This window comes from Pontibacter kalidii (assembly GCF_026278245.1).
GTDB lineage: Bacteria > Bacteroidota > Bacteroidia > Cytophagales > Hymenobacteraceae > Pontibacter > Pontibacter kalidii.
Genome location: NZ_CP111079.1, coordinates 1447655 through 1473801 on the forward strand (window position 1 = coordinate 1447655; position 26147 = coordinate 1473801).

The 26147-nt window shown below is 52.5% G+C and carries 28 protein-coding genes; 11 read left to right on the top strand and 17 right to left on the bottom strand.

Translation table 11 applies throughout. The features are described from left to right. The first annotated feature begins 81 nt into the window (after positions 1–81). Both OH144_RS06160 and OH144_RS06165 read left to right on the top strand, forming a co-directional pair. Positions 82–735, top strand: a complete 654-nt coding sequence (locus OH144_RS06160) for a 7-carboxy-7-deazaguanine synthase QueE (protein ID WP_266205425.1) — start codon at positions 82–84, stop codon at positions 733–735. Between the two features lie 6 nt (positions 736–741). Continuing rightward, positions 742–2673: an OmpA family protein gene (locus OH144_RS06165; RefSeq protein ID WP_266205426.1), complete on the top strand. Its 1932-nt coding sequence runs from the start codon at positions 742–744 to the stop codon at positions 2671–2673. Between the two features lie 69 nt (positions 2674–2742). Here the strand turns inward: OH144_RS06165 and pyrE are convergent, their stop codons facing one another. Next, on the bottom strand, positions 2743–3381 hold the full coding sequence (gene pyrE, locus OH144_RS06170; RefSeq protein ID WP_266205427.1) for an orotate phosphoribosyltransferase: 639 nt from the start codon (positions 3379–3381) through the stop codon (positions 2743–2745). Between the two features lie 109 nt (positions 3382–3490). Here pyrE and OH144_RS06175 point away from each other — a divergent pair, with 109 nt between their 5' ends. Continuing rightward, positions 3491–4171 carry an NUDIX hydrolase gene (locus tag OH144_RS06175; RefSeq protein ID WP_266205428.1) on the top strand — a complete coding sequence of 227 codons (681 nt, stop codon included), beginning with the start codon at positions 3491–3493 and terminating at the stop codon, positions 4169–4171. Here OH144_RS06175 and coaD read toward each other — a convergent pair. The 3 genes from coaD to OH144_RS06190 all read right to left on the bottom strand — a co-directional run bounded on the left by coaD (position 4128) and on the right by OH144_RS06190 (position 6135). Next, positions 4128–4604 (bottom strand): pantetheine-phosphate adenylyltransferase, encoded by a 477-nt coding sequence (gene coaD / locus OH144_RS06180; protein ID WP_266205429.1) that lies wholly within the window; start codon positions 4602–4604, stop codon positions 4128–4130. The two genes, OH144_RS06175 and coaD, sit on opposite strands and share 44 nt — an antisense overlap. 67 nt (positions 4605–4671) lie before the next feature. Continuing rightward, on the bottom strand, positions 4672–5559 hold the full coding sequence (locus OH144_RS06185; RefSeq protein WP_266205430.1) for a DUF3822 family protein: 888 nt from the start codon (positions 5557–5559) through the stop codon (positions 4672–4674). A gap of 90 nt (positions 5560–5649) precedes the next feature. Then, on the bottom strand, positions 5650–6135 hold the full coding sequence (locus OH144_RS06190) for an NUDIX domain-containing protein (RefSeq protein ID WP_266205431.1): 486 nt from the start codon (positions 6133–6135) through the stop codon (positions 5650–5652). 37 nt (positions 6136–6172) lie between these two features. Between OH144_RS06190 and OH144_RS06195 the strand changes: the two genes are divergently transcribed. The 6 genes from OH144_RS06195 to OH144_RS06220 all read left to right on the top strand — a co-directional run bounded on the left by OH144_RS06195 (position 6173) and on the right by OH144_RS06220 (position 11989). After that, on the top strand, positions 6173–6640 hold the full coding sequence (locus OH144_RS06195) for a PaaI family thioesterase (RefSeq protein ID WP_266205432.1): 468 nt from the start codon (positions 6173–6175) through the stop codon (positions 6638–6640). Positions 6641–6946: 306 nt separating this feature from the next. Continuing rightward, on the top strand, positions 6947–8353 hold the full coding sequence (locus OH144_RS06200) for an ATP-dependent DNA helicase (RefSeq protein WP_266205433.1): 1407 nt from the start codon (positions 6947–6949) through the stop codon (positions 8351–8353). A gap of 82 nt (positions 8354–8435) precedes the next feature. Further along, on the top strand, positions 8436–8891 hold the full coding sequence (locus OH144_RS06205; RefSeq protein WP_266205434.1) for a DUF1573 domain-containing protein: 456 nt from the start codon (positions 8436–8438) through the stop codon (positions 8889–8891). A gap of 389 nt (positions 8892–9280) precedes the next feature. Next, positions 9281–9862 carry a hypothetical protein gene (locus tag OH144_RS06210; protein WP_266205435.1) on the top strand — a complete coding sequence of 194 codons (582 nt, stop codon included), beginning with the start codon at positions 9281–9283 and terminating at the stop codon, positions 9860–9862. Between the two features lie 114 nt (positions 9863–9976). Continuing rightward, entirely contained in the window at positions 9977–10594 is a 618-nt protein-coding gene (locus OH144_RS06215) for a hypothetical protein (protein WP_266205436.1), read from the top strand. Between the two features lie 87 nt (positions 10595–10681). Further along, the gene (locus tag OH144_RS06220) at positions 10682–11989 is read left to right on the top strand and encodes a serine hydrolase domain-containing protein (protein WP_266205437.1); all 1308 of its coding nucleotides are present in this window, start codon (positions 10682–10684) and stop codon (positions 11987–11989) included. A 162-nt stretch (positions 11990–12151) separates the two neighbouring features. On the opposite strand, the gene OH144_RS06225 is transcribed toward OH144_RS06220, so the two are convergent. The 7 genes from OH144_RS06225 to OH144_RS06255 all read right to left on the bottom strand — a co-directional run bounded on the left by OH144_RS06225 (position 12152) and on the right by OH144_RS06255 (position 17801). Next, positions 12152–12529, bottom strand: coding sequence for a DUF423 domain-containing protein (locus OH144_RS06225; protein ID WP_266205438.1), 378 nt, complete (start codon positions 12527–12529; stop codon positions 12152–12154). Positions 12530–12618: 89 nt separating this feature from the next. Next, positions 12619–13065: a DUF2750 domain-containing protein gene (locus OH144_RS06230; protein ID WP_266205439.1), complete on the bottom strand. Its 447-nt coding sequence runs from the start codon at positions 13063–13065 to the stop codon at positions 12619–12621. Between the two features lie 72 nt (positions 13066–13137). Then, a complete protein-coding gene (locus tag OH144_RS06235; protein ID WP_266205440.1) occupies positions 13138–14064 on the bottom strand; it encodes a glycerophosphodiester phosphodiesterase in 927 nt (308 codons plus the stop codon). A 138-nt stretch (positions 14065–14202) separates the two neighbouring features. Next, positions 14203–14889, bottom strand: a complete 687-nt coding sequence (locus OH144_RS06240) for a YggS family pyridoxal phosphate-dependent enzyme (protein WP_266205441.1) — start codon at positions 14887–14889, stop codon at positions 14203–14205. Positions 14890–14979: 90 nt separating this feature from the next. After that, positions 14980–16032 carry a vWA domain-containing protein gene (locus OH144_RS06245; RefSeq protein ID WP_266205442.1) on the bottom strand — a complete coding sequence of 351 codons (1053 nt, stop codon included), beginning with the start codon at positions 16030–16032 and terminating at the stop codon, positions 14980–14982. Beyond that, complete coding sequence (locus OH144_RS06250; RefSeq protein ID WP_266205443.1) at positions 16016–16927, bottom strand: hypothetical protein; 912 nt, start codon at positions 16925–16927, stop codon at positions 16016–16018. The genes OH144_RS06245 and OH144_RS06250 overlap by 17 nt, the downstream gene beginning before the upstream one ends. Next, positions 16920–17801: a DUF58 domain-containing protein gene (locus tag OH144_RS06255; protein WP_266205444.1), complete on the bottom strand. Its 882-nt coding sequence runs from the start codon at positions 17799–17801 to the stop codon at positions 16920–16922. The genes OH144_RS06250 and OH144_RS06255 overlap by 8 nt, the downstream gene beginning before the upstream one ends. A gap of 58 nt (positions 17802–17859) precedes the next feature. On the opposite strand from OH144_RS06255, the gene OH144_RS06260 reads away from it, so the two are divergent. After that, the gene (locus tag OH144_RS06260; protein ID WP_266205445.1) at positions 17860–18261 is read left to right on the top strand and encodes a DUF4296 domain-containing protein; all 402 of its coding nucleotides are present in this window, start codon (positions 17860–17862) and stop codon (positions 18259–18261) included. 1 nt (position 18262) lies between these two features. On the opposite strand, the gene OH144_RS06265 is transcribed toward OH144_RS06260, so the two are convergent. Continuing rightward, positions 18263–18619 carry a tRNA-binding protein gene (locus tag OH144_RS06265; protein WP_266205446.1) on the bottom strand — a complete coding sequence of 119 codons (357 nt, stop codon included), beginning with the start codon at positions 18617–18619 and terminating at the stop codon, positions 18263–18265. A 220-nt stretch (positions 18620–18839) separates the two neighbouring features. On the opposite strand from OH144_RS06265, the gene OH144_RS06270 reads away from it, so the two are divergent. Continuing rightward, a complete protein-coding gene (locus OH144_RS06270; RefSeq protein ID WP_266205447.1) occupies positions 18840–20372 on the top strand; it encodes an FAD-dependent oxidoreductase in 1533 nt (510 codons plus the stop codon). A 51-nt stretch (positions 20373–20423) separates the two neighbouring features. Here OH144_RS06270 and OH144_RS06275 read toward each other — a convergent pair whose 3' ends face one another. From OH144_RS06275 to egtB, 5 genes are all read right to left on the bottom strand, one after another. Continuing rightward, the gene (locus tag OH144_RS06275; RefSeq protein WP_266205448.1) at positions 20424–21011 is read right to left on the bottom strand and encodes a DUF922 domain-containing protein; all 588 of its coding nucleotides are present in this window, start codon (positions 21009–21011) and stop codon (positions 20424–20426) included. A gap of 80 nt (positions 21012–21091) precedes the next feature. Continuing rightward, on the bottom strand, positions 21092–22435 hold the full coding sequence (locus OH144_RS06280) for an MATE family efflux transporter (RefSeq protein ID WP_266205449.1): 1344 nt from the start codon (positions 22433–22435) through the stop codon (positions 21092–21094). Positions 22436–22645: 210 nt separating this feature from the next. Then, complete coding sequence (locus tag OH144_RS06285) at positions 22646–23770, bottom strand: pyridoxal phosphate-dependent aminotransferase (protein WP_266205450.1); 1125 nt, start codon at positions 23768–23770, stop codon at positions 22646–22648. 81 nt (positions 23771–23851) lie between these two features. Then, the gene (gene egtD, locus OH144_RS06290; protein WP_266205451.1) at positions 23852–24859 is read right to left on the bottom strand and encodes an L-histidine N(alpha)-methyltransferase; all 1008 of its coding nucleotides are present in this window, start codon (positions 24857–24859) and stop codon (positions 23852–23854) included. A gap of 4 nt (positions 24860–24863) precedes the next feature. Beyond that, complete coding sequence (gene egtB, locus OH144_RS06295; protein ID WP_266205452.1) at positions 24864–26141, bottom strand: ergothioneine biosynthesis protein EgtB; 1278 nt, start codon at positions 26139–26141, stop codon at positions 24864–24866. Positions 26142–26147: the final 6 nt, after the last annotated feature.

Sequence of the window (26147 nt, forward strand, 5' to 3'; positions counted from 1 at the left end):
AGAAGTATATTATATACTCCTGCCAGGCAGTAACGCAAGTATAAATGGCTGTGCCTACGTATGGCCTGAGGAGAAATAGCATTGGAAGAAGTAAAAGCATACAAGACAGCCTCCATACACCAGGTGCCGAAAGACGGCAGCAGACTACCGTTGATGGAGGCTTTTTATACGATACAGGGCGAAGGCGGCAACACCGGCACGGCGGCATACTTTATCCGTTTAGGCGGCTGCGATGTGGGTTGCCACTGGTGCGACGTGAAGGAAAGCTGGGATGCTGAGGCACACCCGCTGACTGCGGTGGAGGATATCGTGGAGACGGCCGCCGCCTATCCGGGCAAGGCCGTGGTGATCACGGGCGGCGAACCGCTGCTCTACAACCTGCAGCCGCTCACCGAGCAGCTACAGGCGCGCGGCATCAAAACCTACATCGAAACCTCCGGCGCATACCCGGTGAGCGGCAAGTGGGACTGGATCTGCCTGTCCCCTAAAAAGTTTAAACAGCCCGAAGCCTCCGTTTACCCTTTTGCGCATGAGTTAAAAGTGATTATCTTTAACAAGAGTGACTTTAAGTGGGCCGAAGAGCACGCGGCAAAAGTTGGGGAGCACTGCAAATTATACTTGCAGCCGGAGTGGAGTAAGGCCAGTGAAATGACACCGCTTATCGTTGAGTACGTCAAAAACAACCCGAAATGGCGTGTGTCGTTGCAGACGCATAAGTACATGGACATTCCCTAACCCCTTATGAAGTATAAACAGCTGCTGATCGCCGCCCTTTTGGTACTGGGTTCTGCCTCGGCCTCCATGGCGCAAAACCATAAACTCAGTACCAACTCGGCCAAAGCGGAGCGTTTATACGAAAAAGCCGACAGCTACGCACGGGCGCGCGACTTCAGCCGGGCCCTGCAGGCGTTGGACGAGGCCATTGAGAAAGATCCGAATTTTGCCGATGCTTACCTGCGCGCCGCCAGCCTGCACAAAATGATGGGCAACAAGGCCAAGGCCTTCGAGTACATGGAAAAAGGCCTGAAGCTGTTGCCTTTCACCAAAGGGCAGGCCAACAACTACTTCGAACTGGCTGAGTTATACTTTGATAAAGGCGATTACAAGTCGGCAAGTGAGTGGTATGAGACCTACCTGAAAACAGGCGCCAACAACGCCAGGCAGGTGGAGTGGGCGCGGCGGCAGCTGAAGACGGCTGCTTTTGCACAGGAGGCTATGCAAAAGCCGGTGCCGTTTAACCCGGAGCAGCTGCCCGGCTCGCTCAACCGGTTCGGGCTGCAGTACTTCCCCTACACCACTGCCGATCAGCGCTATTTCATCTACACGGCACGCGAGAGCGGCCGCCCGGACCACGACGAGAACATCTACGTGAGCCAGTTTAAGAACGGGCAATGGCAGGCGCCGGTATCCATCTCCGAGAACATCAACACACCGGCTAACGAGGGTGCCGCTACGATTTCAGGTGATGGCAAGACGCTCGTTTTTACCTCCTGTAACCGGCCCGACACCCAGGGCGACTGCGATCTGTATATTTCCTTCCGTACCGGCAGTGAGTGGAGTAAGCCGCAAAATATGGGTAACACCGTCAATTCCAAAGCCTGGGACTCGCAGCCGAGCCTCTCGGCCGACGGACGCACCTTATACTTTACCTCCACGCGCGGGGGCGGCGTTGGCAAGGAGGATATCTGGGTAACGTACCGCAACGATGATGGCTCCTGGGTAAAGCCTGTTAATCTTGGGAAAGAGATCAACTCCACGGGCCGCGACATGGCGCCCTCCATACACATGAGCGGCTCCACTTTATACTTTGTGAGCGATGGCCACATCGGCATGGGTGGGTTGGATGTTTTCAAATCGGATAAGAGCGAGAACGGCAAGTGGTCTGCGCCGCAGAACCTGGGCTACCCACTGAACACTTTTGCTGATGAGGGGTCGCTTTTCATCACGCCTGATAGTGAGATTGGCTATTACTCCCGCCAGGTGAGCACGGATGCCGGTTTGCCGGGCATACAGCTGTACCGTTTTGATGTCCCTGCCGAGTGGCGTAGCCGCGTGACGAGCACCTATGCCCAGGGCCGCGTGTTTGATGCTGACACCAAAAAGCCGCTCGCTGCGCAGGTGCAGCTCTACGATCTGGAGGCCGACTCGCTGGTGCAGCAAGTAGCCTCCGACAGAGTTTCGGGTGAGTATACGGTGGTGCTGACGCAGGGCAAGCAGTATGCGCTTTACGTTTCCGCGCCGAAGTACCTGATGAACAGCCGCAGCTTCGATTATACTTCCTCTAAGGCGCATTCGCCGGTGGCGTTGGATGTGCACCTCGACCCGATCAAGTCAGGAGCCGCGATGGTGCTCAGCAACCTGTTCTTCGACACCGGCAAGTATCACCTGGAGAAAAAATCGAAAACGGAGCTCGACAAGCTGATTAGCTTCATGCAGCAGAACCCGCAGGTAAGAATAGAGATCTCAGGCCACACGGATGATGTGGGCTCGGACAAGGCTAATCAGGTGCTATCAGAGCGACGCGCCAAGTCGGTGGTAGATTACCTGGCCAGCAACGGTATCAGCAAAGACCGCATCCGCTACAAGGGCTATGGCGAAACAAAGCCTGTTAAGCCGAACACTTCAGAAGAAAACCGCCAACTGAACCGGCGCATCGAGATGCGCGTGCTGTAGAGTATGAAAGTATAAAGGGAGGCAAAGTATAAATTTTGCCTCCCTTTCCTTTTATCGTCACCTTAACGTTTAAACGCCCCACGTCTGCGGCGACTGGCGCCACTCGGCCAGCGTTTCCATAGCAGACTCCTGTATGTAGCCTTGTTCAGCGGCAGCCTCTACCAGCGCGTTGTAGTTGCTAAGGCAGTGCAGCGGTATCCCGGCTTTCTTAAAGTTCTCCTCAGCCACGGCAAAGCCATAGGTAAAAATGGCGGCCATCCCCATTACCTCGGCGCCGGCTGCTTTCACGGCCTCTGCTGCTTTCAGCGAGCTCCCGCCCGTAGAGATCAGGTCTTCTATCAGCACCACTTTCTGTCCCTCCAGCAGGCGTCCTTCAATCTGGTTGCCCATGCCGTGCTTCTTGGGCTCGGGGCGCACGTACAAAAAAGGCATCTCCAGCAGTTCCGCCACCAGGGCACCCTGGGCTATGCCTGCCGTGGCTACGCCCGCAATGGCCTCGGCCTCGGGGTAGTGCTGCTTCACCAGCTCCGCCAGTTGCTGCTTGATGTAGCTGCGGATATAGGGGAAAGAGAGCGTGACGCGGTTATCGCAATAGATAGGGGAGTTCCAGCCGCTGCTCCACTTAAATGGCTGCTCCGGTCTTAACTTCACGGCCTCTGTCTCGAGCAGGAACGAGGCCACCTGATGTGCTGTTGTCGTAGAATCCATGACCCGAAATTACAGAAATAATCTTCCTTTTTAAGGCTGTGTATTTTGATTGCGCCGATTTATTTTTTGTTTTGTGTAAATTACGCTTCCACTGGAGCACCCAAACTGCATGAACGTTTTTATTAACGACATCCCGCTTATCCTTAAAAAAGCCACCGATAAGGTGTATAAGCATGAGTATGACCTCATTCTGAAAGCCTCGGACCACTTTACATCCAAAGATCTGGTGGGGGATGTGCTGATAAAGGAGGCAGACCCACAACTGATAGACCGCCTGGTGCGCCTGATGGAGGTGAAGAGGCTAAAGAAGCTGAACTCGCTGACGCTGGTGGCCGATAAAAAGAAAAAGCTGATCGAGCACCTGAAGGATCAGTTCAAGATCGTGAAGGCAGCCGGAGGCTTGGTGCTGAAGGATGGCAAAATCCTGATGATCTACCGCCTCGGGGTGTGGGATCTGCCCAAAGGAAAACTGGAGAAGAAAGAGAAGGTGCGCGAGGGTGCCATGCGCGAGGTAGAGGAGGAGTGCAATATAAAAGTGGAGGTGGTGGAGAAGCTGCCGAAAACCTGGCACTCATATGCCTTCAAGGGCAAAAAGATCCTAAAGAAGACCAGCTGGTTCCTCATGGACTGCACCGACGACAACCTGATGAAGCCACAGGCCGAGGAGTTTATTGAAGAAGTGCGCTGGATGACGCCGGAAGAAGTGGAGGAGGTGCTGCCAAAGGCTTATACCTCGATCGCTTTCGTTATCCGACACTATCTGCAATCTCTGAAAACCGGAAAGGTATAAACTCATCCACGTTGCCGCCAAACCGGTGAATCTCTCGGATGATGGAGGAGCTGATGGCGGCAAGGTGCGGTGAGGTGATTAGGAAGACGCTTTCCAGGTCGTGGTTTACGTGGCGGTTGGCTTGAGCAATGGTGTTTTCGTACTCAAAGTCTGTGGTGTTGCGTAGCCCGCGCAGCAGGAATTGGGCACCAATCTCGCGCGCATACTCGGCTGTCAATCCCTTAAACGTCGTTACCTTAATATTAGCGTGGTCGGCGAACAGCCGCGTCATCACCTCAAACATCCTATCCACGGGGATGTAGCGCTGCTTGCTGCTGTTGTTCCCGATGGCCACTACCACTTCATCAAACAGTTTTGCCCCCCGCATCACCACATCATAATGGCCGTTGGTAAAAGGGTCAAAAGAGCCGGGGAACAGGGCAATTCGCTTCATGTCAATTTTGAATGAGTGGGTGAACGCGTAATCTATTCTTTATACTTGATTTTGGCCTAAAAGTAGCCTATTCACACAGGTGCAGGCTGTAGAGCTCAAAATACCGGTGTTCGAACATGTCGTGGAACTTGTAGCTGTACTCTGTGTCTGCAGGCTTCTTCCCTAGTCTGATCTGGCGAATATACTTTTGCAGAATGTGGAACAGGGATGAATCATGCGTGATATCTCCCCAAACGGTAATGGTTTCCTGCTCCGGGTTCATCTTCTGCTCCTGCATGATAAAGATGATGTAGTAGATAAAATCCTCCGGGCTTACATAGTGGAAGATGTTGCAGAACTCCAGCCCGCCAGGCCCAATTACCAGCAGCGTAACATAGTTGCGCTCTATAAAGGCATACATGCTGCGCAGGTTGGTTCGAGGCGTCTGGTGCAGCATGCTGCGGATCAGGGTACTGGTGAGGTGCACCACCTGCGTTGGCCGCTCAGGGTAAAGGGCTTTCAGCGCCTGGTACAAAGCGCCATCCATGGCAAAGATATTCATGGCTTCCAGCCCACTGTGGCGGTAGCTCAGCACTTTGTCCTGCGCGGGGTTAAAATCGGAGTGTAGTTTAAGGTATTCCTGCTGATAAGCCGGGTCGTAAAGCGTTTCGGGCACCAGGGTAAAGTGCGGATTACTTACCGATACGCGCACCAGGTTCCAATTCTGTTCCTGCAGCAGCTCGTTTTCCTGCCCTATCAGGCGCAGTTGCTCGGCTACCTGTACCGGCGAGAAAACGGTGATCAGCTCATAATCCTCCAGCACCACAAACTTGTTGCGTTCCGCGTTTGCTACCGCCAGGCGGATGGCCTTTTGACTAAGTGCGATGTATAAATTGCACTGCCCCGCCTGCTCCAGCGAAAAAGCCTCATCCTGAATGCGGTGAGAAAGCCTGTAGTGTGTGTTGATGGTGTTCAAAGTATACTGTCGTCCGGTGTAAGCTGTAGCGGGTAAAGCCGCCCTACTGCAAGTATAAAAAAATTATGGCAAATGGCAGCGACACCAGGGCTACGGTATAAAATTATGCGGCAGGCCCAGCAAGTCGTCCAGGGAGAGCAACAGCTGCAGCGAACGATGTTTGTCCGCCAAAGGTATTCCCTGTATCTCCTTTACCGTCAGCCACTGCAGGTGCTCGATTAATTGGTTGTCAGCGTCAGCCTCCGGATCTGAGCCGGTATTTATACTTCCTCCAGTTATAATTACCTCAAAGTAGAACTCCACGGCGTGCAGCGGCACCTGCAGAAACTCGTTCACGAACAGGAACCGCTTTACTTTCACCTGCAGGCCGGTTTCCTCCTCAAACTCGCGTTTCAGGCACTCCTGCATACTTTCGCCGTACTGCAGGCCGCCGCCAGGCGGGGCCCAGAAGGCGCTGTTGCCAATGGTTTTGCCGTGGCGTACTAAGAGCAATTTATCATCTTGGATACAGATGCCGCATACGCGTACGCGCAGTTTGTCGGCGTAGGTAGCGGCGGCGGGGTTTAGGTCAGGCATGGTTGGTTTACGGGTGATTTGGTCGTAAATTTACAATATGATTAAAACGCATAATCCCGATTACGAACAAGACATACGCGAAAAGCTCGAGCGACAGGAATTTATGAAGCTCATGGGCTTTACGGTTACAAAGATAGAAGAAGGCAGGGTAGAAGGCGAATTAAACCTGGAGCAAAAGCACCGGCAGCACAAAGGCTTTGCCCACGGCGGCGTTATCGCCACGCTGGCCGATATCGTGGCCGGCTTTGCCGCCGTGAGCCTGGTGCCCAAAGACCATCATGTAGTGACAGCTGAAATCAAAGTGTCCTACTTTCATCCCGGCTTGGGGGATAAGCTGCTGGCCAAAGGGTATGTGCTGAAGCAGGGGCGCAAGCTTAACTTCTGTGAGGCGGAAGTATACGCCGTGAAAGGAGAGGAGCCGCCGCTGCTCATCGCCAAAGCCAGTGCAAGTATGGCTAATATCTCGCCGGAGGACATTTTGAGAGTTAGAGAGTTAGAGAATTAAAGAGTTTAGGAGTTAGAGTTTTATACTTTCCGGAAAGTATAAAGTATACTTCTTCTGACTCTTTTAATCCTCTCTTTTGTTATGCTTTCATACTTCTTATAAAGTATTCATACTTTCTAGCCAAAGTAAAACTGATGGAGGATGATAACAGCAACAAAGTATAAAAGCGAGTCCGGAGACTCGCACGCACCAGGCGGCATCGGTTAGATACCGGCGCCAGACGTAGCAGCTTTATACTTCTATTCCCTGACTCCCAAACTCTCTAACTCCTAAACTCTCTAACTCTTTAACTTTCTAACTCATACCATGCGCCCGGTAGAAGCCTTACGAAACAGTTTCCCGTTTGAACCGACAGAGGACCAGGCGAAGCTCTTTGCCAAACTCGATGAGTTTATACTTGATAAAGCCGGTGAGCGGCAGGTGTTCCTACTGAAAGGCTACGCGGGTACCGGTAAAACCACGGTGGTTACTTCCCTGGTGAAGATCCTGAACTCCTTCGGGTACAAGTATGTACTGCTCGCCCCCACAGGCCGGGCCGCCAAGGTAATGTCGAGCTACAGCGGCCGGCCTGCCTTTACCATCCATAAGAAGATCTACCGCCAAACCGCCAACCCGTTCTCCGAAGGGCTATCCTTCACCCGCCAACCTAACAAAGCAGACAACACCGTGTACATTGTGGACGAGGCCTCGATGATCTCGGATGAGAGTGGCTTTGGTGAGAATGGCCTGCTGCAGGACCTGCTGCAGTACGTGTTCGATAAAAAGAATAACAAGCTGCTGCTGATCGGCGACACGGCCCAGCTCCCGCCGGTGGGGCAGACCCTGAGTCCATCTCTGGATGCCGAGTACATGAAGCAGAACTTCCGGTGCCAGGTGCAGCAACTGGAGCTGCGCCAGGTTATGCGCCAGGCCGAGGCATCGGGCATTCTCATGAACGCCACGCAGCTGCGCGACCGCATGAAGCAGGAGAAACTGGACATTAAGCTCTTTACCAAGGGCTGGCGCGATATTTACCGCATGACGGGCGAGAAGCTGGAGGATGGGTTGCGCTATGCCTATGATAAGTTCGGGATTGAGAACACCATCGTCATCTGCCGATCCAACAAGAACGCGAACCTGTATAATCAACACATCCGGCGCCGCATTTTCTTTGCCGAAGACGAGCTCGGTGTGGGAGATTACCTGATGATCGTGCGCAACAACTACTTCTGGCTCGAAAAGGACTCCGATATCGGTTTCATGGCCAACGGCGACTTTGTGGAGGTCACCAAGATCATCCGCTATGAGGACATGTACGGCTTCCGCTTCGCCGACATCCGCATCCGCTTCGTGGATTATCCCAATGCGCAGGAGGAGGAGGTGAAGATCATGCTGGACACACTTTATACCGATACTCCGGCACTACCATCCGACCAGAACAAGAAGCTCTACGAGGAGGTACTGCAGGATTACATGGACATCCCCACTAAAAAGGAACGCTACAAGGAGCTGAAGAAAAACTCCTACCTGAACGCGCTGCAGGTGAAGTTTGCTTATGCGCTTACCTGCCACAAGGCGCAGGGGGGGCAGTGGCAGGCCGTTTTCGTGGACCAGGGCTTTCTGAAGGAGGATATGGTGAACGAGGAGTTTGCCCGCTGGCTCTATACCGCGCTTACCCGCTCCTCTGAAGAGCTTTATTTGCTGAACTTTAACGAGCAATTATTAGTTGACTAACAAAAGAAAATCTTATTTTGCATCGTTTTTGATGCTGAACAAGTATATAGCTTATCGCATACACTTTAACCCTCTACATAAGATGAAAAAAGTAATCCTTTCTTTTGCGTTTGCCGCACTGTTTGTGGGTGGCGCTGTGGCTCAGGAGAAACCAAAGGCTACTGCCCCGCAGGAGCAAGCAACCAACGGCCCTGCACTAGCTTTCACGGAGACAGAGCATAATTTTGGCGAGATCACGCAAGGTGATGTGGTGGAGCACACCTTCGAGTTTAAGAACACCGGCACGCAGCCCCTGGTACTGGAGCGCGTAGACGTTACCTGCGGTTGCACGACCCCAGCCTGGACAAAAGAGCCGGTAATGCCTGGCAAGACTGGTTTTATCACCGCCAAGTATAACAGCGCCGGAAGACTGGGCCAGCAGAAGAAAGCAATTGTGGTGCACTCTAACGCCGCCGACGGTGCCAAATATATCTATATCGTAGCGAACATCAAGGAAAAAACCAACGCTAGCGCAGCCAAGACTTCTGCCAAGAACTAAGCTGTTGCTTTTTTAAAGTATAAAGAGCCATCCTTTTCAGGATGGCTCTTTTTTTATACTCCAAGCTCAAATCTCGCGTAAATCGAAGCCAGCAAGTATGAGGCAAATGGTGGATTTAAGACACATACACCCACTGTGCGTTGCCGGAGCAGTAAGAGACAAGAGAGGTGTAAACGCTTGTAAGCCCTTATACTTGAGACAATTTGCGCAACTGCCTGATAAATTATACTTTATAGTTTATAAAAGCATAGTATATTAGAAGTATAAAATATAATGGGAGTAGCCTCTGCTGTGCTAGATAAAAAAGCTACTCCACACATAATGCAGATAAGCCGAATAGACTTCCGTTTAGCAGGCAGTTATGCAGCATTTATGATAAGAAATAAAATATGAGTTTAGATATAAACGTCTACACAAAAAACTTATCGGACAACATAATACCTCAAATTGTCAAAAGGCTAAATGACTATGAAATGGTTGTTGAAGTACATCCCGACTTTTCCTTTGATGACCAGACAGGGTTTCTTCCATTCAAATTCCGATTAACAAATCCTCCCCTTGATGTTCTCAATGACAAGGCATTAATAAGTGGGTTTGAACTCTATATTGACGACTTTAATCTGCAAGAGGAGAAGGAAAAGCTAAAACCAAAGCTTAGCTTTATTGACAAATTAAAAGGTAAAAAAACTATAGAAATTCCATTTGCAAGCCCTGAAATTGAAGATAGACTCAAAAATTATGATAAGGTTATTACCTTCGTTTGGCACGCAGGTGATAGCTTTGAGTTAAGGTTCGCTTCACTAACCAGCGCGATTTTAACTGAATTAACAAATGGAATTTGTTACTATCCAGCAGATGATATCTGGTATGAAACTAAAGGTATCGTTGAGGAGACATACAAGGAAATCAGAGCATATGAGCAGTCTCTAAAAGGGAAAGAGATAAAGTATCATGAATTTGAAGAATGGTAGAGTAGGAAAGAATAACGCTGCATAACCACACCTTTACGGTAGCTACGCCACCGCAAAGCCCAGACCGTTAGGCGGCAATTGTAATTATGAAAAAGGTAAGAAAGTAGAAAAGAAATGATACGTGTTGCATTTATAGTCATGCTCTTTGCTTTGCTAACCACACCCTCAATTGGACAAGTGGTGGAAGGGAAGCTAAAAAGCTATGTTGACAGTCTGAAAGCCAACGGTATTGAGACTTTTCTGATCTATACCTATTATAGTTCTGGAAGACCGCCAGCTATCAATCCCTGCGATTCAGAAGAAAGCCAGTACTTGTTTTGGGGTTCAGCTAAACAGGCGTTTGTCAAGAAGTTTGACAAGTGCAGTAGTCATGAGCCCGTAGAGCTAACTGGTGTCAGTCCTCTTAATTTCTATGCTTCTAACAGATTAAGAATAGAGAAGGAGAAAATAGAAGCTCCAACTAAGTTAATCAAAGCTAAAGGAAGTAGAACTGAAGAATTATCATATAAGGTAAGTCACTCTTATTTCCATAAATTTAGTTTTCTCAGTCAAGACAGCTCGGCGGAGAAAGTAATAAGCAGTTATGCATTGTATCTTGAGACCTTCGATGATGGAAAGCCAAACATCTACTACAAGCAAAATCAAAGTACTAAGGCCAAGACACTTGTTGAAATGACAAGGAAAGCAGTAAAGGAGATAGAAGAAGCGGTTGCCAATAACAGAACTAAATAAATCAGCGCCTAACCAAGTATGGCAGTAAGACTTGCTAACGCCCCGCAAACTGCTCTACCAATCCGTTATAAGTGATCCCCAAAACAAATGAGAAAGTTTTACATCACATATTCACTACTTACCGGACTCTTCATTGCCATCTCGTACAAAATAAAGGACGATTACTTTTACCTACCTTACCCTAATGCCATTGAATATGTGTTAGCTTTCCTTCTCATGCTGTTTACCACTGTACTTCTAGTTTGGAAAAAGCATCGGCAAAAGAAAGTGGCTCTTGGCTTGGCCTCAACAGCCAGCTTGTTATTAGTGGTCAATTGTATGAACTACATCTTTGAATGGCACCCGCTTAACCTGTCGCTGCCCTTTACAGAGTCACAATCTTTTGAAGTCGGACACGAGCCGTACACATGGCAAACTGCCTCGCCGGTAAGTGCTGGTTATAATCAGCAAGATATAGAGCAATACCTGGAAGAAATTGATGACTGGGAACGACTAAGAGGTCTGGTAATAATTAAAGACGGTAAGTTAGTGGTGGAGAAGTACCAGAAAGGTGCCACCAAATACAGTGCCTTTAACGTCCATTCTGTTACGAAAAGTATCTTATCCGCCTTGACTGGCTTAACCGTTCAGGAAAGCTATTTAAGATCCGAAAACGAATTTATTTTACCCTACTTCTCAGAGTACCAGGATCGTGCGCTGAATCCTTCCAAGGGAAAATTAACAGTAGCTCATTTGTTGTCGATGAGGGGAGGATTTACCGGATGGGACGGGCCACAGAATGTGGAACAAGTAATGTTGAACGAAGAAGTATCTGAGAGTAAACTGGGGCAGGAGTTTAAATATTTCACAGGCTCACAGATGGTTCTTTCTGCTATGATCACAAAAGCTACTAAAACTTCAACAAAAGAATTTGCTCAAGAGAAATTATTCAAACCACTTGGAATTCAGTGTGGCTTCTGGCGGAAAGTGGATGGCTACTATGCTGGTGGAGATGAGACTTATTTCACAGCCAGGGATCTTGCCAGATTTGGAGAATTGTACCTTAACAGAGGAAAGATCAATGGGGTACAGCTCCTGGATTCCTCTTGGGTGGAAAAGAGTTTCACAAACTACACCAGTGAAAGTAAAGCTTTCCGCACCTTAGGCTGCTATGAGGAAGTAGGCTATGGTTTCTCATGGTGGCTGTTAAAGCACAATGGTAACCTGATTTACACGGCAAGAGGCAAAGGCGGGCAACACATTCTTATAGTGCCCGAGCAAAAGGTTGTTGCTGTTATTTTACAAGAATGGAATATGAGGAAGGATTTTGAAAGTGAAAACGCCTACTTATGTAAATTACTATCTTTAATTACTAAAGAAAATATGAGGACTGCTTACTACACGGAAAATGAATAAAGCTTAGCTGCGCCTCGCTCACTACATATACGAAATCCTAGAGTTAAACCGGAAGGGTAAAGCTGGAACTTTAAGAAAGAAAAAGCTCTGCAGCATGAAAAAGCAAGGCAAAGTATAGGTGCCCCATACTTTGCCTTGCTTACGACTATGATAGGATTCAATCTACAGCGCCTTCATCACGGCATAGAAAAGGGCGCCCCAACCTACGATTAAAAGTGTGCCGCCGATAGGAGTGATGGCCCCAAGCCAGGTTACGCCTGTTAAAATCAGTACATAGAGCGAGCCGGAGAAAATCAGGATGCCCAGGAAAAAGCACCAGGCAGCCACTTGCAGTGCCGGCTGCTGCACCTGGAACAGGAGCAAGCCCACAGCCAGCAGCGCCAAGGTATGGTACATCTGGTATTTCACGGCCGTCTCAAAGGTATCTACCCGGTTGGTAGCCTGCAGCATGGGGGCCAGGGCATGCGCCCCAAAGGCGCCAATGGCCACGGTTAAAGCGCCTAGTGCACTGGCAATCAGGAGTATAATTTTCTGCGTCACGGATTTAAAGTTAGAGTGAGCCTGCTGGCAGAGGCAGGTATGCCGCAAAGGTACGACAGCAAAGTATAAAAAGCAGCTCCTGCTCTACCTTACTCAGACTCCAGTGCCTCGATCAGCTGTTCCTCAAACTCTTCCTGGCTGTCGTATTGCGTAAAGTCCAGCGTTTTGCCCACGGCTTTCAGCTGCGTTACCACATCCAGGGCTATCACCAGCGGCTCAGCCTCTTTCCCTACCAGGTCGCTGTTCCAGTCGGCACCTACCAGCAACTCGTCGCCGTACATGCCCACGCACCAGTTCTCCAGGAACTCCACCAGCGAGATAGGCTCCGGCGTGTAATCCGACCACTCGTCCTCGGTGCAGGCCGCAGCGCCTTCTTTTTTCGACCAGAACAGAATCACCTCGGTCTCCTCATACTCCGAAGAGCTGGAGGTAGCCCAGGTCTCATCTTTGGTCAGGCCCCAGACTTCTTCCGTCTGCACAACATGCTTGATGAAGTCCTGATACGTGTGCTCGATGTTGATGGCATGCTGTGTCATACGTCGTGTTATTTAGGTTTAGAATTGATTTCCAGAGCAAAATACAAAAAATCTGTTTACTTCTGCCAGGGCTTAAAGCGATAGCTCTTTATACAGGTTGGGGTAGTCCGAGATCAGGCCATCTACGCCGAGCTTTTTTAGCCTTTGCATCTCCTCCAGGCTGTTCACCGTCCAGGGCACCAGTTTCATGCCATGCCCATGTGTTGCCTCTACGAGAGCGGGCGAAACGAGTTTGTAGTAGGGACTGTAAATGTGGGGCGTAAAGCCAAGCAGGTCGAGGTTCTTCTCCAGCCCCTTCGTGTTTTCCACCAGCAGCGACGTTTTGATGTCGGGGTGCTTACGGTGCAGCACCTGCAGCGTGCGCGGGTCGAACGACTGGATGATAGCATACGGGCGGATGTTTTTCGCGTTGATCACTGCTACCAGCCGGTCCACAAATTCCTCCGGAGCCGGGTGGTACTTGCCGTCTCCGCTGGGCTTGGACTTGGTCTCGATGTTATAGAACACCTGCGGCAGCCCGTGCATTTTAAGGTAAGCCTGCGCCGAGTCAATCACCTCCGAGAGTAGCGGCTTGTATGCTTTCATGAGTTGCTGATCCGGGAACTTGCCGTAGAACTTAGAGCCTACATCGAATTGGCGAATCTGGCTGTAAGGCATCTGGTAAAGCACATATTTTCGAGCGTCCTCCTTGGGTATTTCCTCACCGTCCGGCAGCAGTTCATGCTCATGGTTTATGAACGGGTCGTGAGAAAGGAGCACCTCACCGTCCTGGCTGATGTGCGCGTCCATCTCCAGCGTGGTCACCCCCAGTTCCAGCGCCTTCAGCATTGCCGGAACAGTGTTTTCGGGCAGCAGGCCACGAGCGCCCCGATGCCCCTCCAGGTCGAACGAAGGTAGCGGGGGAGATGAAGCGGGAGGTGGCGTATGCGTCATGTTTCCGGAAGTACAGGCGGTTAAGAGTATAGAGGCCGCAAGTAAAGTATAAAGTATGATTTTCATCTTTCTTAGTTAACGTGGCGCGCTAAAAGGGGGTACTGCGGCAGCCTAATAATCTACCTTGCTATACTTAACAGGTAGCTAAAGCGGGAGAATTCATCGTTACCTGCCCTGTTTATACTTTGCTGCCTGCCGGAACCGCTACTTTTTAGCGTAATCCCTAGCCCCGAAGATGCCGCTTCCCACGCGGATCATGGTGCTGCCTTCCTCCAGCGCGATTCTCCAGTCGGAGGTCATACCCATAGAGATTTCCTTGAAGTCATCGTTGCCCGTAAAGAAGGTTTCCTTCAGGCGGTTAAAGCAGTGGCGCAGGTGGCTGAACTCCTGGCGCAGCTTCTGTTCATCGTCGGTGTTGGTGGCAATGCCCATCACGCCCGTAATTCGGATATACTTCATCTGGCGGTACTCCTCTGTTTGCAACAGCGCCTCTGCCTCCTCGCTAGTCATGCCATATTTTGTCTCCTCATCGGCAATGGCGATTTGTAGCATGCAGTTGATGGGCAGGGTGCGGCCATACATCTCGGCGCGCTTGTTTATCTCCACCAGCAGCTTCAGGCTGTCGACCGACTGTATGGTATCGATAAACTCAGCGATATACTTTACTTTGTTTGTCTGCAGGTGCCCGATCAGGTGCCAGGCAATGTCGTGGGGCAGCAGCGCATACTTATCTACCAGCTCCTGCACCTTGTTCTCCCCGAACAGGCGGTGACCTGCGTCATAGGCTTCCTTTATCACCTCCACCGGGTGCGTTTTAGATACAGCCACCAGCCGGCAGGGTGTAGGACGCAGCTGTTCATCAAAGTATAAAATGTTCTCTTTTATGCTCATAGTTCTATAGTATAATTCTGAATGAGTGATTGAGTGGATGCGTGAATAAGTATCTGTTACCTTTCTAACTCTCTAACTTTCTAACTTCCCTCAGTCTTCCAGCACGTTGGCGATAAAGGTGTTTTTCAGCAGCATCCAGACCAGCAGCAGCAGCAGCGCCCATTTCAGGTATACCTGGTAGTAGTCCTGGGTGTCGCGGAAGCGCTTTTCGGTTACCTCGGTTTTCTCCATCTGATTAATCTGCCGGAAGACCTGCTGCAATGTGTTTCTCGAGTCAGCCCGGAAGAACTGTCCCTCCCCAATCTGCGCGATCTGGCGCAGGTTGCTCTCATCCATCTGCGTTTCCACGTACAGCATCTGCCCAGAGCCATCCACATCGTAAGGCACCTGCCCATCTTTACCAATCCCGATGGTATAAAGTTTTATGCCATAGCCATAGGCCAGTTGCGCTGCCAGCTCCGGGTCCAGGCTACCGGCGGTGTTCTCGCCATCGCTTATAAGTATGATCACCTTGCTCTTGGCGTTGGAGTCGCGCATGCGGTTAATGGCCACGGCCAGCGCACTGCCGATGGCCGTGCCGTCGTTCTGTATCATCTTAAACCCAATGGAGTTTATACTTTCGCGCAGCAGGTCGTAGTCGGTGGTGAGAGGGGCGAGGGAATAGGCATCCCCAGCGAATACGACCATGCCGATGCGGTCCTGGACGCGGCCGTTAATAAAACTCAGTGCCATGTCCTTGGCGGCCTCCAGGCGGTTGGGTTTAATGTCCTGCAGCTCCATAGATCCCGACACATCCAGCACCAGCACGATGTCGATGCCCTCGGAGGTGAGCTCCAACTGCTCATTAACCTTCTGCGGTCGTGCCAGCGCCACCACAACCAGCATGGTGAAGAGCATAAACACCAGCCTTGGCAAAAAGCGCAGCAGGCTGCTCCACTGCCAGCCCACGCGCCCCTCAAACAGGGCCATGTCGAGCTTCAGGCGGGTGTTGCGCCGCAGCACAGACTTCAGCAGGAACAGCAACGGAACAACCGGCAGGGCGTACAGCACCATCGGGTACACCCATTCAAAGGAGCGGAGGGTGCTAAAGGTAAACCACTCCAGGCTCAGCCAGTCCCACAGGTCCTTAGTTACTTCTAGCATTTCTGATCAGTTCGCGGTGTAGTTTATAGCGCTCTTTCGAGAAGCGGCGCAACATGCCCAGAGCCAAATTCGTCTCTCCTTCCGACTCCGTTTGCAGGTGCCCGTAAATAGCTTTGTCACAGATGCGCAGGGCCGTGTTTATCTCCTCATCGTTCCCGTAGAACTCCACAATCTCCTTGGTGGTAAACGAGTTGATACCGCTGCGTTCCAGCTTAGTGAGATAGTTCTTCCAGAGCGTCACCGCCTTCTCCAGGCTCGACTGCACCCCGGACTTTTGAAAGCGGTCTTTGTGCGAGTTGAAGCGGGAGGTATAGTATGCGTGGTCTTTACGGAGGCGGTAGAGTTTGTACCTTTTCTTGATGGACTGTCCGAAGATAAGCCAGATGAGCGCCACGAACGCGATAACTGTCGTCACCCAGAGCACCATCACCGGCCAGTTAAAGCGCTCTTGCACCGGGGCCAGCTCCGTGTCGGTCTTTACCTGCAGCGGCTCTTGCACCGTTTGCACCAACTGATGCAGGTACACGGCGTTGGCAGGCGAGAAAAGCTCCAGGGTGTCCTGCTGGCGCAGCATGTAAACCGGCAGCGCCAGCTGCTGTATTGTATCCGTTTCAAAGGTTCTCAGCGTATAAACGGCGCTGTCGGTGCTGATGCCGGCGCGGGTGGTGGTCGGGTAATAGGTATTGCTTACCAGCTCAAAAGGGGCGAAGTCGTAGTTGGCGGCCGGAAGTATAACCTCCAGCGTGTCGGGATGGCGGAGTACCAGCGTATACTGCACCAGCTCACCCAGGCGGATGGTGTCGCGGTTGAAGCGGCCTTCGGGGGTAAGCGGCTGTTGTGCCTGCGCGGCCAGCTGCCAGAGGGGCAGGAGCAGAAGGAGGATCAGTTTACGCACTTTTCTTTGTAGACTTATTCCGGAGCCTGAACAGGTTTACCAGTTGTGGCACGTAATCATCGTTGGTGTTGATGGCCAGGTAATTGGCCTGGTATTTCTGGCAGAGGCGCATGAGCTGCTCCTGGTTTTCCTGATACTGTGCCAGGTAACGCTCCTGAAACTCCTTGCCCGAGGTGTTGAGCCACAGCGTGCGGCCGGTTTCTTTATCCAGTATCGGCACGATGCCCATGGCCGGCAGTTGCTGCTCCCGCACATCGCGCAGGTGGAGCACAATCAGGTCGTGGCGGCGGGCCAGCATGCTCAGCTCTTTTTCATAGTTGATGTCGATAAAGTCGGAGAGAAGCAGGATGATGCTGCGGCGCTTGATGATGTCTAGCGTCAGTTTTATACCTGCGGCCAGGTTTGTCTTGGCCGATTTGGGCACCAGCTCGTCCAGAGCTTTTATGATGGAGTAGGCTTGCTCTATGCCTTTGGCGGGCTTCAGGTACTTCTCTTTCCTGTCGGAGATGCAGATAATGCCGATCTGGCTCTGCTGCCGCGCTGCTGATAAGGCTAGCACGCCGCAGATCTCCTTGCCCACGTCCAGCTTCTGTTGCAGGCCGGTGCCGATCCGCTGCGAAGCGCTCACGTCCAGCATCAGAAAAACTGATTGCTCTTTCTCTTCCCGGTAGGTTTTCACGAAAGTGCCGTGCCCCTTGGCCGATACGTTCCAGTCGATGGAGCGCACATCGTCGCCGTACTGGTAGGCGCGCACGTCGTCAAACTCCAGCCCCGTGCCTTTAAACACAGATTGGAAATCGCCCTGCATTTGCGTGGTAATCGCTTTGCGGATGCGGATCTCGTACTTTCGTAGCTTCTTTACAAGCTCTCTCATGAGAAGGTAAGCTGCAGTCTGATTTTAAAATTAAGCGATAAACTCGTAATATGCATCCGTGAAAAGACTTTTCTCTATACTTTTTTGCCTCAGCCTGCTCGGCTGCCAGCCCCAGGACAACCAGAAACCGAAGGACATGATCCCTCAGGAGAAGCTGGTGCGTATCCTGGCCGATATCCACACAGCGGAAGCGCTCATCGAGTCTAGCGTAATATACCCTGATACGGCCCTGATGACGTATAACCAGGAGCAGGAGAAAATACTTGAGCAGTACAATGTTACGCAGGAGCAGTTTAAGGATACCTATAACTACTACCTCCGGAACCTACGCGAGATGGACGTGCTCTACGAAATTGTGGTGGATACCCTGAGTATGCGTGAGTCGAAGGCACAGGCCGTCAAAGGCAAACCAGGGCGCAATATACCGGAGAAGGATAGGGAGCAGCTACAGGCGCAGTAGGCTACATCAGTTTACTGCCGTTCGGCACTTTGCCAGCCGGCCGTGCCAGCACAATATCGCCGTTCTCATCAGCAAAACCCGTTACCAGCACCTCCGACATAAAGCTCCCGATCTGCTTTTTGCCCAAATTGGTGACGCACAGCACCTGCATGCCTATCAGTTCCTCCGGCTTATACAGCTTGGTTATCTGCGCACTTGATTTCTTAACACCCAGCGGCCCCAGGTCTACCTGTACCTTATAGGCGGGTTTACGTGCCTCCGGAAATTCCTCCGCCGCCACGATCGTGCCTACGCGAATATCTGTTTTCTCGAATTCCTGCCAGCTTATCTGCTCCATCGTTTGTGCGGGTGCGTGCATGTATTCTTCTTTTTAGTTGATGCTGCTCAAGATAAGGATAAGTTACGAACCTGTCCAGTTATACCAGCCTTAAAGTACGCTTGCCGTTGCAAATTGCATGCAATAGCGGCCTGTAAACGCATGTTAGCAACATAAGCGGACCTGCTTCGTACTCCTATGCAACCGGCCTTTCCTCTTTGGCAAGGCCTGTTAAAACTGCCATTCGTACAAAATAAGAACTATGAAAAAGGAATCCGGAGCCACTATGTCCGTTTGGATGAACCAGGTGCAACTGCCAGCCACGCAGGTGCTGGCCGAGAATGTAACGTGCGATGTGTGCGTGGTGGGTGCGGGCATTGCCGGGCTCACCACGGCCTACCTGCTAGCCAAGGAAGGGAAAAAGGTAGTGGTGCTCGAGTCGAAGGATATCGGGAGCGGGGAGACGAGCCGTACCACGGCGCACCTCTCCAACGCGCTGGACGAGCAGTTCTATAACCTCATCAAGCTTTTCGGGAAAGAGGGCGCCCGCCTTGCCGCGCAGAGCCACGGACAGGCAATCGATAAGATTGAAGAAATTTCCAGTAATGAGAAGATTGACTGCGATTTTACCAGGGTAGACGGCTTTCTGTTTGCCACCACAAAGGAGGAAGAGCAGCAACTAATGCAGGAGCTGGAGGCTTTGCAGCAGATCGGCTGGCATGATGTGGTGCTGCGCAAGCACTGCCCCGTGGATACCTTAACCACCTTCCCCTGCCTGCACTATCCGAACCAGGGGCGTTTCCACATCATGAAGTACCTCAACGGCCTTGCCAACGCGATCATTGACAATGGCGGGATGATCTTCACAAACTCTCATGTAAAGGAGTTCAGGTCCGGACCCGTGGCCATGGCGGTCACTGTCAGCGATTATGCTGTTTCGGCCAACCATCTGGTGGTGGCCACCAATACGCCGGTGAACGACAAGCTGACTATCCATACCAAACAGGCGCCCTACCGCACGTATGCCATTGGGGTGCAGGTGCCGAAAGACTCTGTTCCGGACGCCCTGTACTGGGACATGAAAGACCCCTATCACTACATTCGTCTACAAAAAGATTCGGTGGGTGATGCAGGTTCTGATATTCTGATAGTAGGAGGCGAGGACCATAAGACGGGCCAGAACCACGATCCGGCAGCGTGCTTCAGAAGACTGGAGGACTGGACGCGACTGAAGTTTCCGATGGCCGAGCAAGTAAAATACGTGTGGTCGGGGCAGGTGTACGAACCGGTGGATGGCCTGGCCTTTATTGGCCGCAACCCCGGCGATGAGGACAATGTGTATATTGCCACCGGCGACTCCGGCCACGGCATGACGCACGGAACTATTGCCGGCATGCTCCTCACTGACCTGATCATGGAACGGCCAAACCCATGGGCCAAACTATACGATCCGGCTCGCACGAGCCTTAAATCAGCGGGAGAGTTCCTAAAGGAGAATATTAACGTGGCAGCGCAGTATAAAGACTACGTTACGCCCGGTGAGGTGGAGGACCAGATGGACGTGCTGCCCGGTACGGGCCGCATTATGCGCAAGGGGGCGCAAAAGGTAGCCGTGTACTGCGACCAGGAGGGCGTACGGCACCAATGCTCGGCCGTGTGCCCGCACATGGGCTGCGTGGTCAGCTGGAACAGCGTGGAAAGCTCCTGGGACTGCCCCTGCCACGGCTCGCGCTTCGATCCGTTCGGCAACGTAATAACAGGTCCTGCCAGCGCGAACCTAGGTCCGGCCAGTTAATTACCAAGAGCTGATTCTATACGTTTATACTTTGGAGGCTTACCGGTGATACTATTGGTAAGCCTCCAGTTTTTTCAGGCGGGTCTCGATCCTGGCAGCCCATACCCGCTGCTCCTCCTTGTCCAGCCCGTGGCGGGATGCCTCATCAAACAGATCCTGCTCTGCTTTCCACCTTTTAAAGGCCTCGTTCACCACCAGGCTCAACTTTGTCTTGAGGTTGGCGCAGCTGATCTGCTGCAGGTCGTGGCGCAGTTGGCGGGCATGCACCTCTGTCAGGTCGAAGTGTAGCTGCTCGTGTGCCAGCAGCTTCTCGGAGTTTTTTTTCTTGGACCAGGATTGCTGTGGCAGGAAAACGCATTTAACCGTGTAGGTATACTGGTTGTTTTTGCAGCTGGCGCTCACGGCCAGGTTGGCTGCCGTGAGCGCATGATGAGGGTTAGAGTCATCGGGCTGGCCCTTAAAATCCTCCCAGTTCAATCGGCGACCGGTAGACCACACAACATGCTCGCTTGTAGCACTTTCTATAGGAGGAGTTGCAGCTATACTTGTAGCTGGCGGCGCTGCTGCAGATGCTCCCGGGGAAAGCAGTAGCAGCAGTATTCTTGCCCAGAATGACAGGAACAGGGTAAAGGTAAACATGTAGGACTTTGGCTAAAAGTTGATACTGTTTCTGGAACGGCAACAGCCGTCAAAGGCAAAAAGTGCCCGAAATTTGTACTTTAGCTGAGTGTCAGGTGGTTACTTAATTTCCTAAACCGCAACGTGAGCAGTACAGCGGCTACCGATAGCCCGGACAGCAGCCCCATCCAAACCCCTTCGGCACCAAAGCCGGCCTTAAAGCACAGGTAGTAGCCCACGGGCAGCCCTACCACCCAGTAAGCTAGTAACGAGATGAGGCTCGGGATTCGTACATCCTCCAGCCCGCGGAGCGCGCCGAGCCCCACCACCTGCACGCCGTCCGAGATCTGGAACAGCGCCGCGATGACCAGCAGGCCAGAGGCCAGCTGAATCACCTCCGGGTCATCAATGTACAGCATGGGGATAAGCTCATTGAAGAGAACCATCAGCAGGCCGCTGCCGATCATAAAGACCACGCCCATCATCAGGTTACTGTAGCCGGCCATACGCATGGCGCTGAAGTTTCCGAGTCCTTTCTGGTTGCCCACGCGTATGGTGGCCGCGGCGGCTATGCCACTGGCCATCATGTAGGTAACGGCGGCTACGTTAATGGCGATCTGGTGCGCGGCCAGCTCATTGGCTCCCAGCCACCCGATCATGATCGCAGAGAAACTGAAGGCGCCCATCTCGAAGATCATCTGGCCTGAGATAGGCAGGCCCAGCCTAAAGATGCGGTACATGTGGATCAAGGACAGGTGGCGCAGCCGCAGGAAGTGCCGGAACACCTCGAACCGTTTGGCATACATAACCCAGCCGGCCATGGCAAAGGCCATTACGACGCGCGAGATAAGCGTTGCCCAGCCTGCGCCTAAAAGGCCCATCGGCTCAAAACCCAGCTTGCCGAAAATTAGGATGTAGTTCAGGATAACATTGAGGCCGTTGGCAAGGATGGAGATATACATGGCCTGCTTCGTAAGCGAGAGCCCCTCTGCAAACTGCCGGAAGGCCTGAAACACCATGAGCGGCACCATGGAGAGGAACAGCACGTTGATGTAGGGAATAGCCAGCTCCACTACTTGCGGCGGTTGGCCAAGTATGGTAATGTGCGGCGAGAGGAAATAGCCGGCAATAAAAAGCAGGATGCCCAGCAGCACGTTGGATATAAGCCCGTTGAGCAGTAGCAGCGAGATACGGGTATAGTTGCGGCGGCCGTCGGCGGCGGCAATGAGCGGTGTGATGCTGTAGGACACCCCTAGGCCAAAAACCATGGTGATGGTAAAAATGCTGTTGCCCAGCGAGGCAGCCGCCAGCGGCATTGTTCCTGTCTGGCCCACCATCAAACTATCGATAACGCTCACCATAATATGGCCCAACTGGCTCAGCACCACCGGGTAGGCGAGGGTAAAGTTTTTAGAGAAGTGTTGCTTGTATTCAGGAATATCCATGCGGCAATGAGGTTACGAATAAGGCCGCAAAATTAGTGTAAATAACCGACTTTAGCGCTTGCTCACGTAGGATTTCACCGATCATGAAGGTTGTTTGAGCCTCAGAATCGGCCTAAATGCACTCTCATTTTATACTTTAGCACTCTTCCAGGTGGCCACTTATTGCTGACACCGCCATGTAAGGATCTATCCCGTGTAGTAAACCACGCATTACCGTTCCTTGTCATCCGAAATCAGAAGAGCCAGTCCCTGCCGGAGGCGCTGCATGGCTTCCTGCAGGCGGTTTGGCTCAATGGCAAAGGACATGCGCACGTGGCCGGGAGCCCCGAAGTTGTCGCCGGGGGCAAGCTCGAGGTTATAGCAGCCACGGAGGTAGCGGCAGAGGTCAGGCGTGGTTTTAAGCACTTCGCCGGTGATGCTGGTGTAGTTAAGGTAGTAGCTGAGGTCCGGAAAGAAGTAGTAGGCGCCGTCGGGGAGGTAGTAGCTCACGTGCGGAATCGCATCCAGGCCTTTCTGCATGATCTCGCGGTTCTTTGCCAGCACCTCCTGCATTGGCGGCAGCTCTCGCGCACGTGCCTTAAGGGCTGCCTCGGCAGCATCCTGTACAAAAACGCTTACCCCAGAGAGGGTGGCCTGCTGGAAATCAATGCATCTCCTTAGCACGCTTTCCGGGCCAAGTATAAAACCGAGCCGCCAGCCCGACATGGCAAAAGACTTAGAGAAACCATTTACGACGATGGTTCTTGCCGCTTTTGCCCCCTGGCAGGAAAGGATAGAAGTAAAAGGCCTGCCGTAAGTAACAAGGTCATATATTTCATCGGAAATAAGGTATAGGTTCGGGAATTCATTTACCACCTCCAGCAGCGCTTCGAGCTCCGGCTTTGTATACATACGTCCGGTTGGGTTGCCGGGGTTGGTGAGCAGCAGGATGCGGGTGCGGTGCGTGAGCGTGCTGCGTAGCATGTCAGGGGTCAGTTTATATCCTTCGGAGATACTGGTTGGCAAAGCTATACCAGTAGCGGGGCTATACCTGAGCAATTCCTGAAAGCCGAACCAGGCCGGCGTGGGTACCACTACCTCATCACCTTCTTTCAGCAGCACCGTGAATAGGTTGTAAAGAGCCTGTTTCGCCCCGGGCGTTACCAGCACCTGTTCCGGGTGCACCACTATTCCATCGGCTTTATACTTTTGGCTGATGGTTTTGCGCAGAGACGGCGTGCCCGCAGTGGGGCCATAAGATGTTTTACCGTTCTGCAGCGCCGCAATGGCTGCCTCAGTGGCCGCCTCCGGGCTCCTGAAGTAACTGCTGCCGGCAGCTAGCGAAATGACCTCCATGGTTTAAGTTAGAGAATTTAGAAATTAGAGATTTTGGGAGTTTAAAGCCACATACTTTGTGTCTCTAAAAGTATAGCTTTTTTAGTCTATGCTGAAGAGCACATCTGCAAAGCCTTTCCGGCTGTCGTAGAAAACGGATGCTGGTTTAAAGCCGCACTGCCGCCCCAGTTCCTCTACCTGCGGGATGGTGTACTTGCAGGAATTCTCGGTATGAATGGCCTCCCAGGCATCAAAATGCACGGTTACACCAGCCTTTTGTATATGCACCTCCTGATTGGTTTTGCTGACCAGGAAGCTGCGCATCACGCCTTCCTGCGGGTCATACAGGGCGTGGTGGCAGAACTGATCCACGTTGAAATCAGCTCCCAGCTCCCGGTTGATGCGGTGCAGCAGGTTCAGGTTGAAGGCCGCGGTCACGCCGCTGGCATCGCTGTAGGCTTTTAATATCACTTCAGGATTTTTGCGCAGGTCCACGCCCATCAGCAACTGGTCGCCGGGGCGAAGGTAGCTTCGGATGCTGGACAGGAAATTTATACTTTCCCGCGGCCTGAAGTTGCCGATGTTGGAGCCCAGGAACAGCACCACCTTGCGCTCCGACTTGTGCTCCTGGAGCCACTCCAGCGCCTGGAAGTACTCGCCCACCACGGCTTCTACTCGCAGCTGAGGCAGCTCCTGGCGCAGGCTCCCCGAAAGCTGCCGCATGGCGTCCCCGGAAATATCCACCGGCACATAATCAAATTCGCTTTGCTGGTTGGAGAGCTCCTTTAACAGGATTTTGGTCTTGAGAGCATCGCCGGCGCCCAGGTCGATGAGGTGAAAAAAACCCTGCCGGGAGAATTGCTGTGCCATCTCATACTTGTTCTGCGTGAGCACCTCCAGCTCGCTGCGGGTTAGGTAGTATTCGGGCAGCTCCATGATCTGCTGGAAAAGCCTGCTGCCAGTGCCATCGTAAAAATAGCGGGAGGGAAGCGTCTTTCGTGGCTGGCGTAAACCTTCGGCCACATCGCGGGCAAAGGCGGTTAAGTCGTGGGAGCCATCCTGCTGGCGGCTGAGTTCTACCATCGGGGAAGAGGTTGTGGTGATATACATGTGTTTATTTTTTGCCGGCCAGCCTGATGCCGTTGTACTGCCAGCGCTTGTCGGGGTGAAAAAAATTACGGTAGCTGGTCCGGATGTGGCTCTCGGGGGTGGCGCAGGAGCCGCCGCGCAGCACCATCTGGTTGATCATGAACTTGCCGTTGTACTCGCCCACGGCCCCGGGAGCTTTGGAGAAGCCGGGGTACGGGTGGTAGGCGCTGTAGGTCCATTCCCACAAATCGCCGTAGAGCTGCTGCACGCCATCTGCCGCCGGGTCTGCCGCAGCAGGCTCCAGCAGCCCGCTCTCCACAAAGTTGCCGTTTTGCGGCGGGTATACTTGGGTGGCGGCCTCCCATTCAAACTCCGTTAAAAGGCGCCTGCCCGCCCAGTTGGCAAAGGCGTTGGCCTCGTAGAAGCTCAGGTGGCATACCGGCTCGTTCAAGTCTACTGGCTGCAGGCCATGCAGCGTGAAGCGGTGCCATGCATCCCCCTGCTTTACCCAATACAGTGGGGCCTCCAGCTGCTGCTCCTTCACCATGGCGAAGCCTTCATCCAGCCAGTGCCTGAAATCGCCGTAGCCGCCGTCCTGCATAAACGCCAGGTATTCGCCGTTGGTGACCAGCCGGTTCATGATCTCAAAATCCTCTACCTGCACCTCGTGCACGCCCAGCTCGTTGTCGAAGCAAAAGCCGTCGCCCTGGTAGCCTATTTTATACTTCCCGCCCGGCACTTCCAGAAACCTGGCCTCGGTTTTTATGCTTTGCTCCTGGGGCTCTGGCGGCGGCAGGTAGGCGGGCAGCATGGGGTTTGTGCCCAGGATATACTTGATGTCGGTCATGAGCAGCTCCTGGTGCTGCTGCTCGTGCTGCAGGCCCAGCTCCAGTAGCGGCAGGAGCTTTATGATCTTCTCCTCCGGCAGCTCCTGCAGTAGCTCGTTCATGTGCTCATTCACGTATGAGCGGTAGGCCAGCACATCGCGCAGGGGCGGGCGGGTAATGGTGCTGCGCTGGTGCCGCAGCACGCGGCTGCCGAGGCTGTTGTAATACGAGTTGAACAGGAAGGCGTACTGGGGGTGGAAGATTTTATACGTTGGCAGGTGCTCCTGAAGTATGAGCGTCTCGAAAAACCAGCTGGTATGGGCTATGTGCCACTTGGGCGGACTCACGTCCACAATGGGCTGCACCACCGTGTCCTCCGGCTCCAGGGGGCTGCAGATTAACTCGGTGCGCTGCCGGATTTTATTGAAACGCGCGCGTAGCACTTCTTGCGTGGCGGAGGCGGCTAGTATGCTCATGGTGCT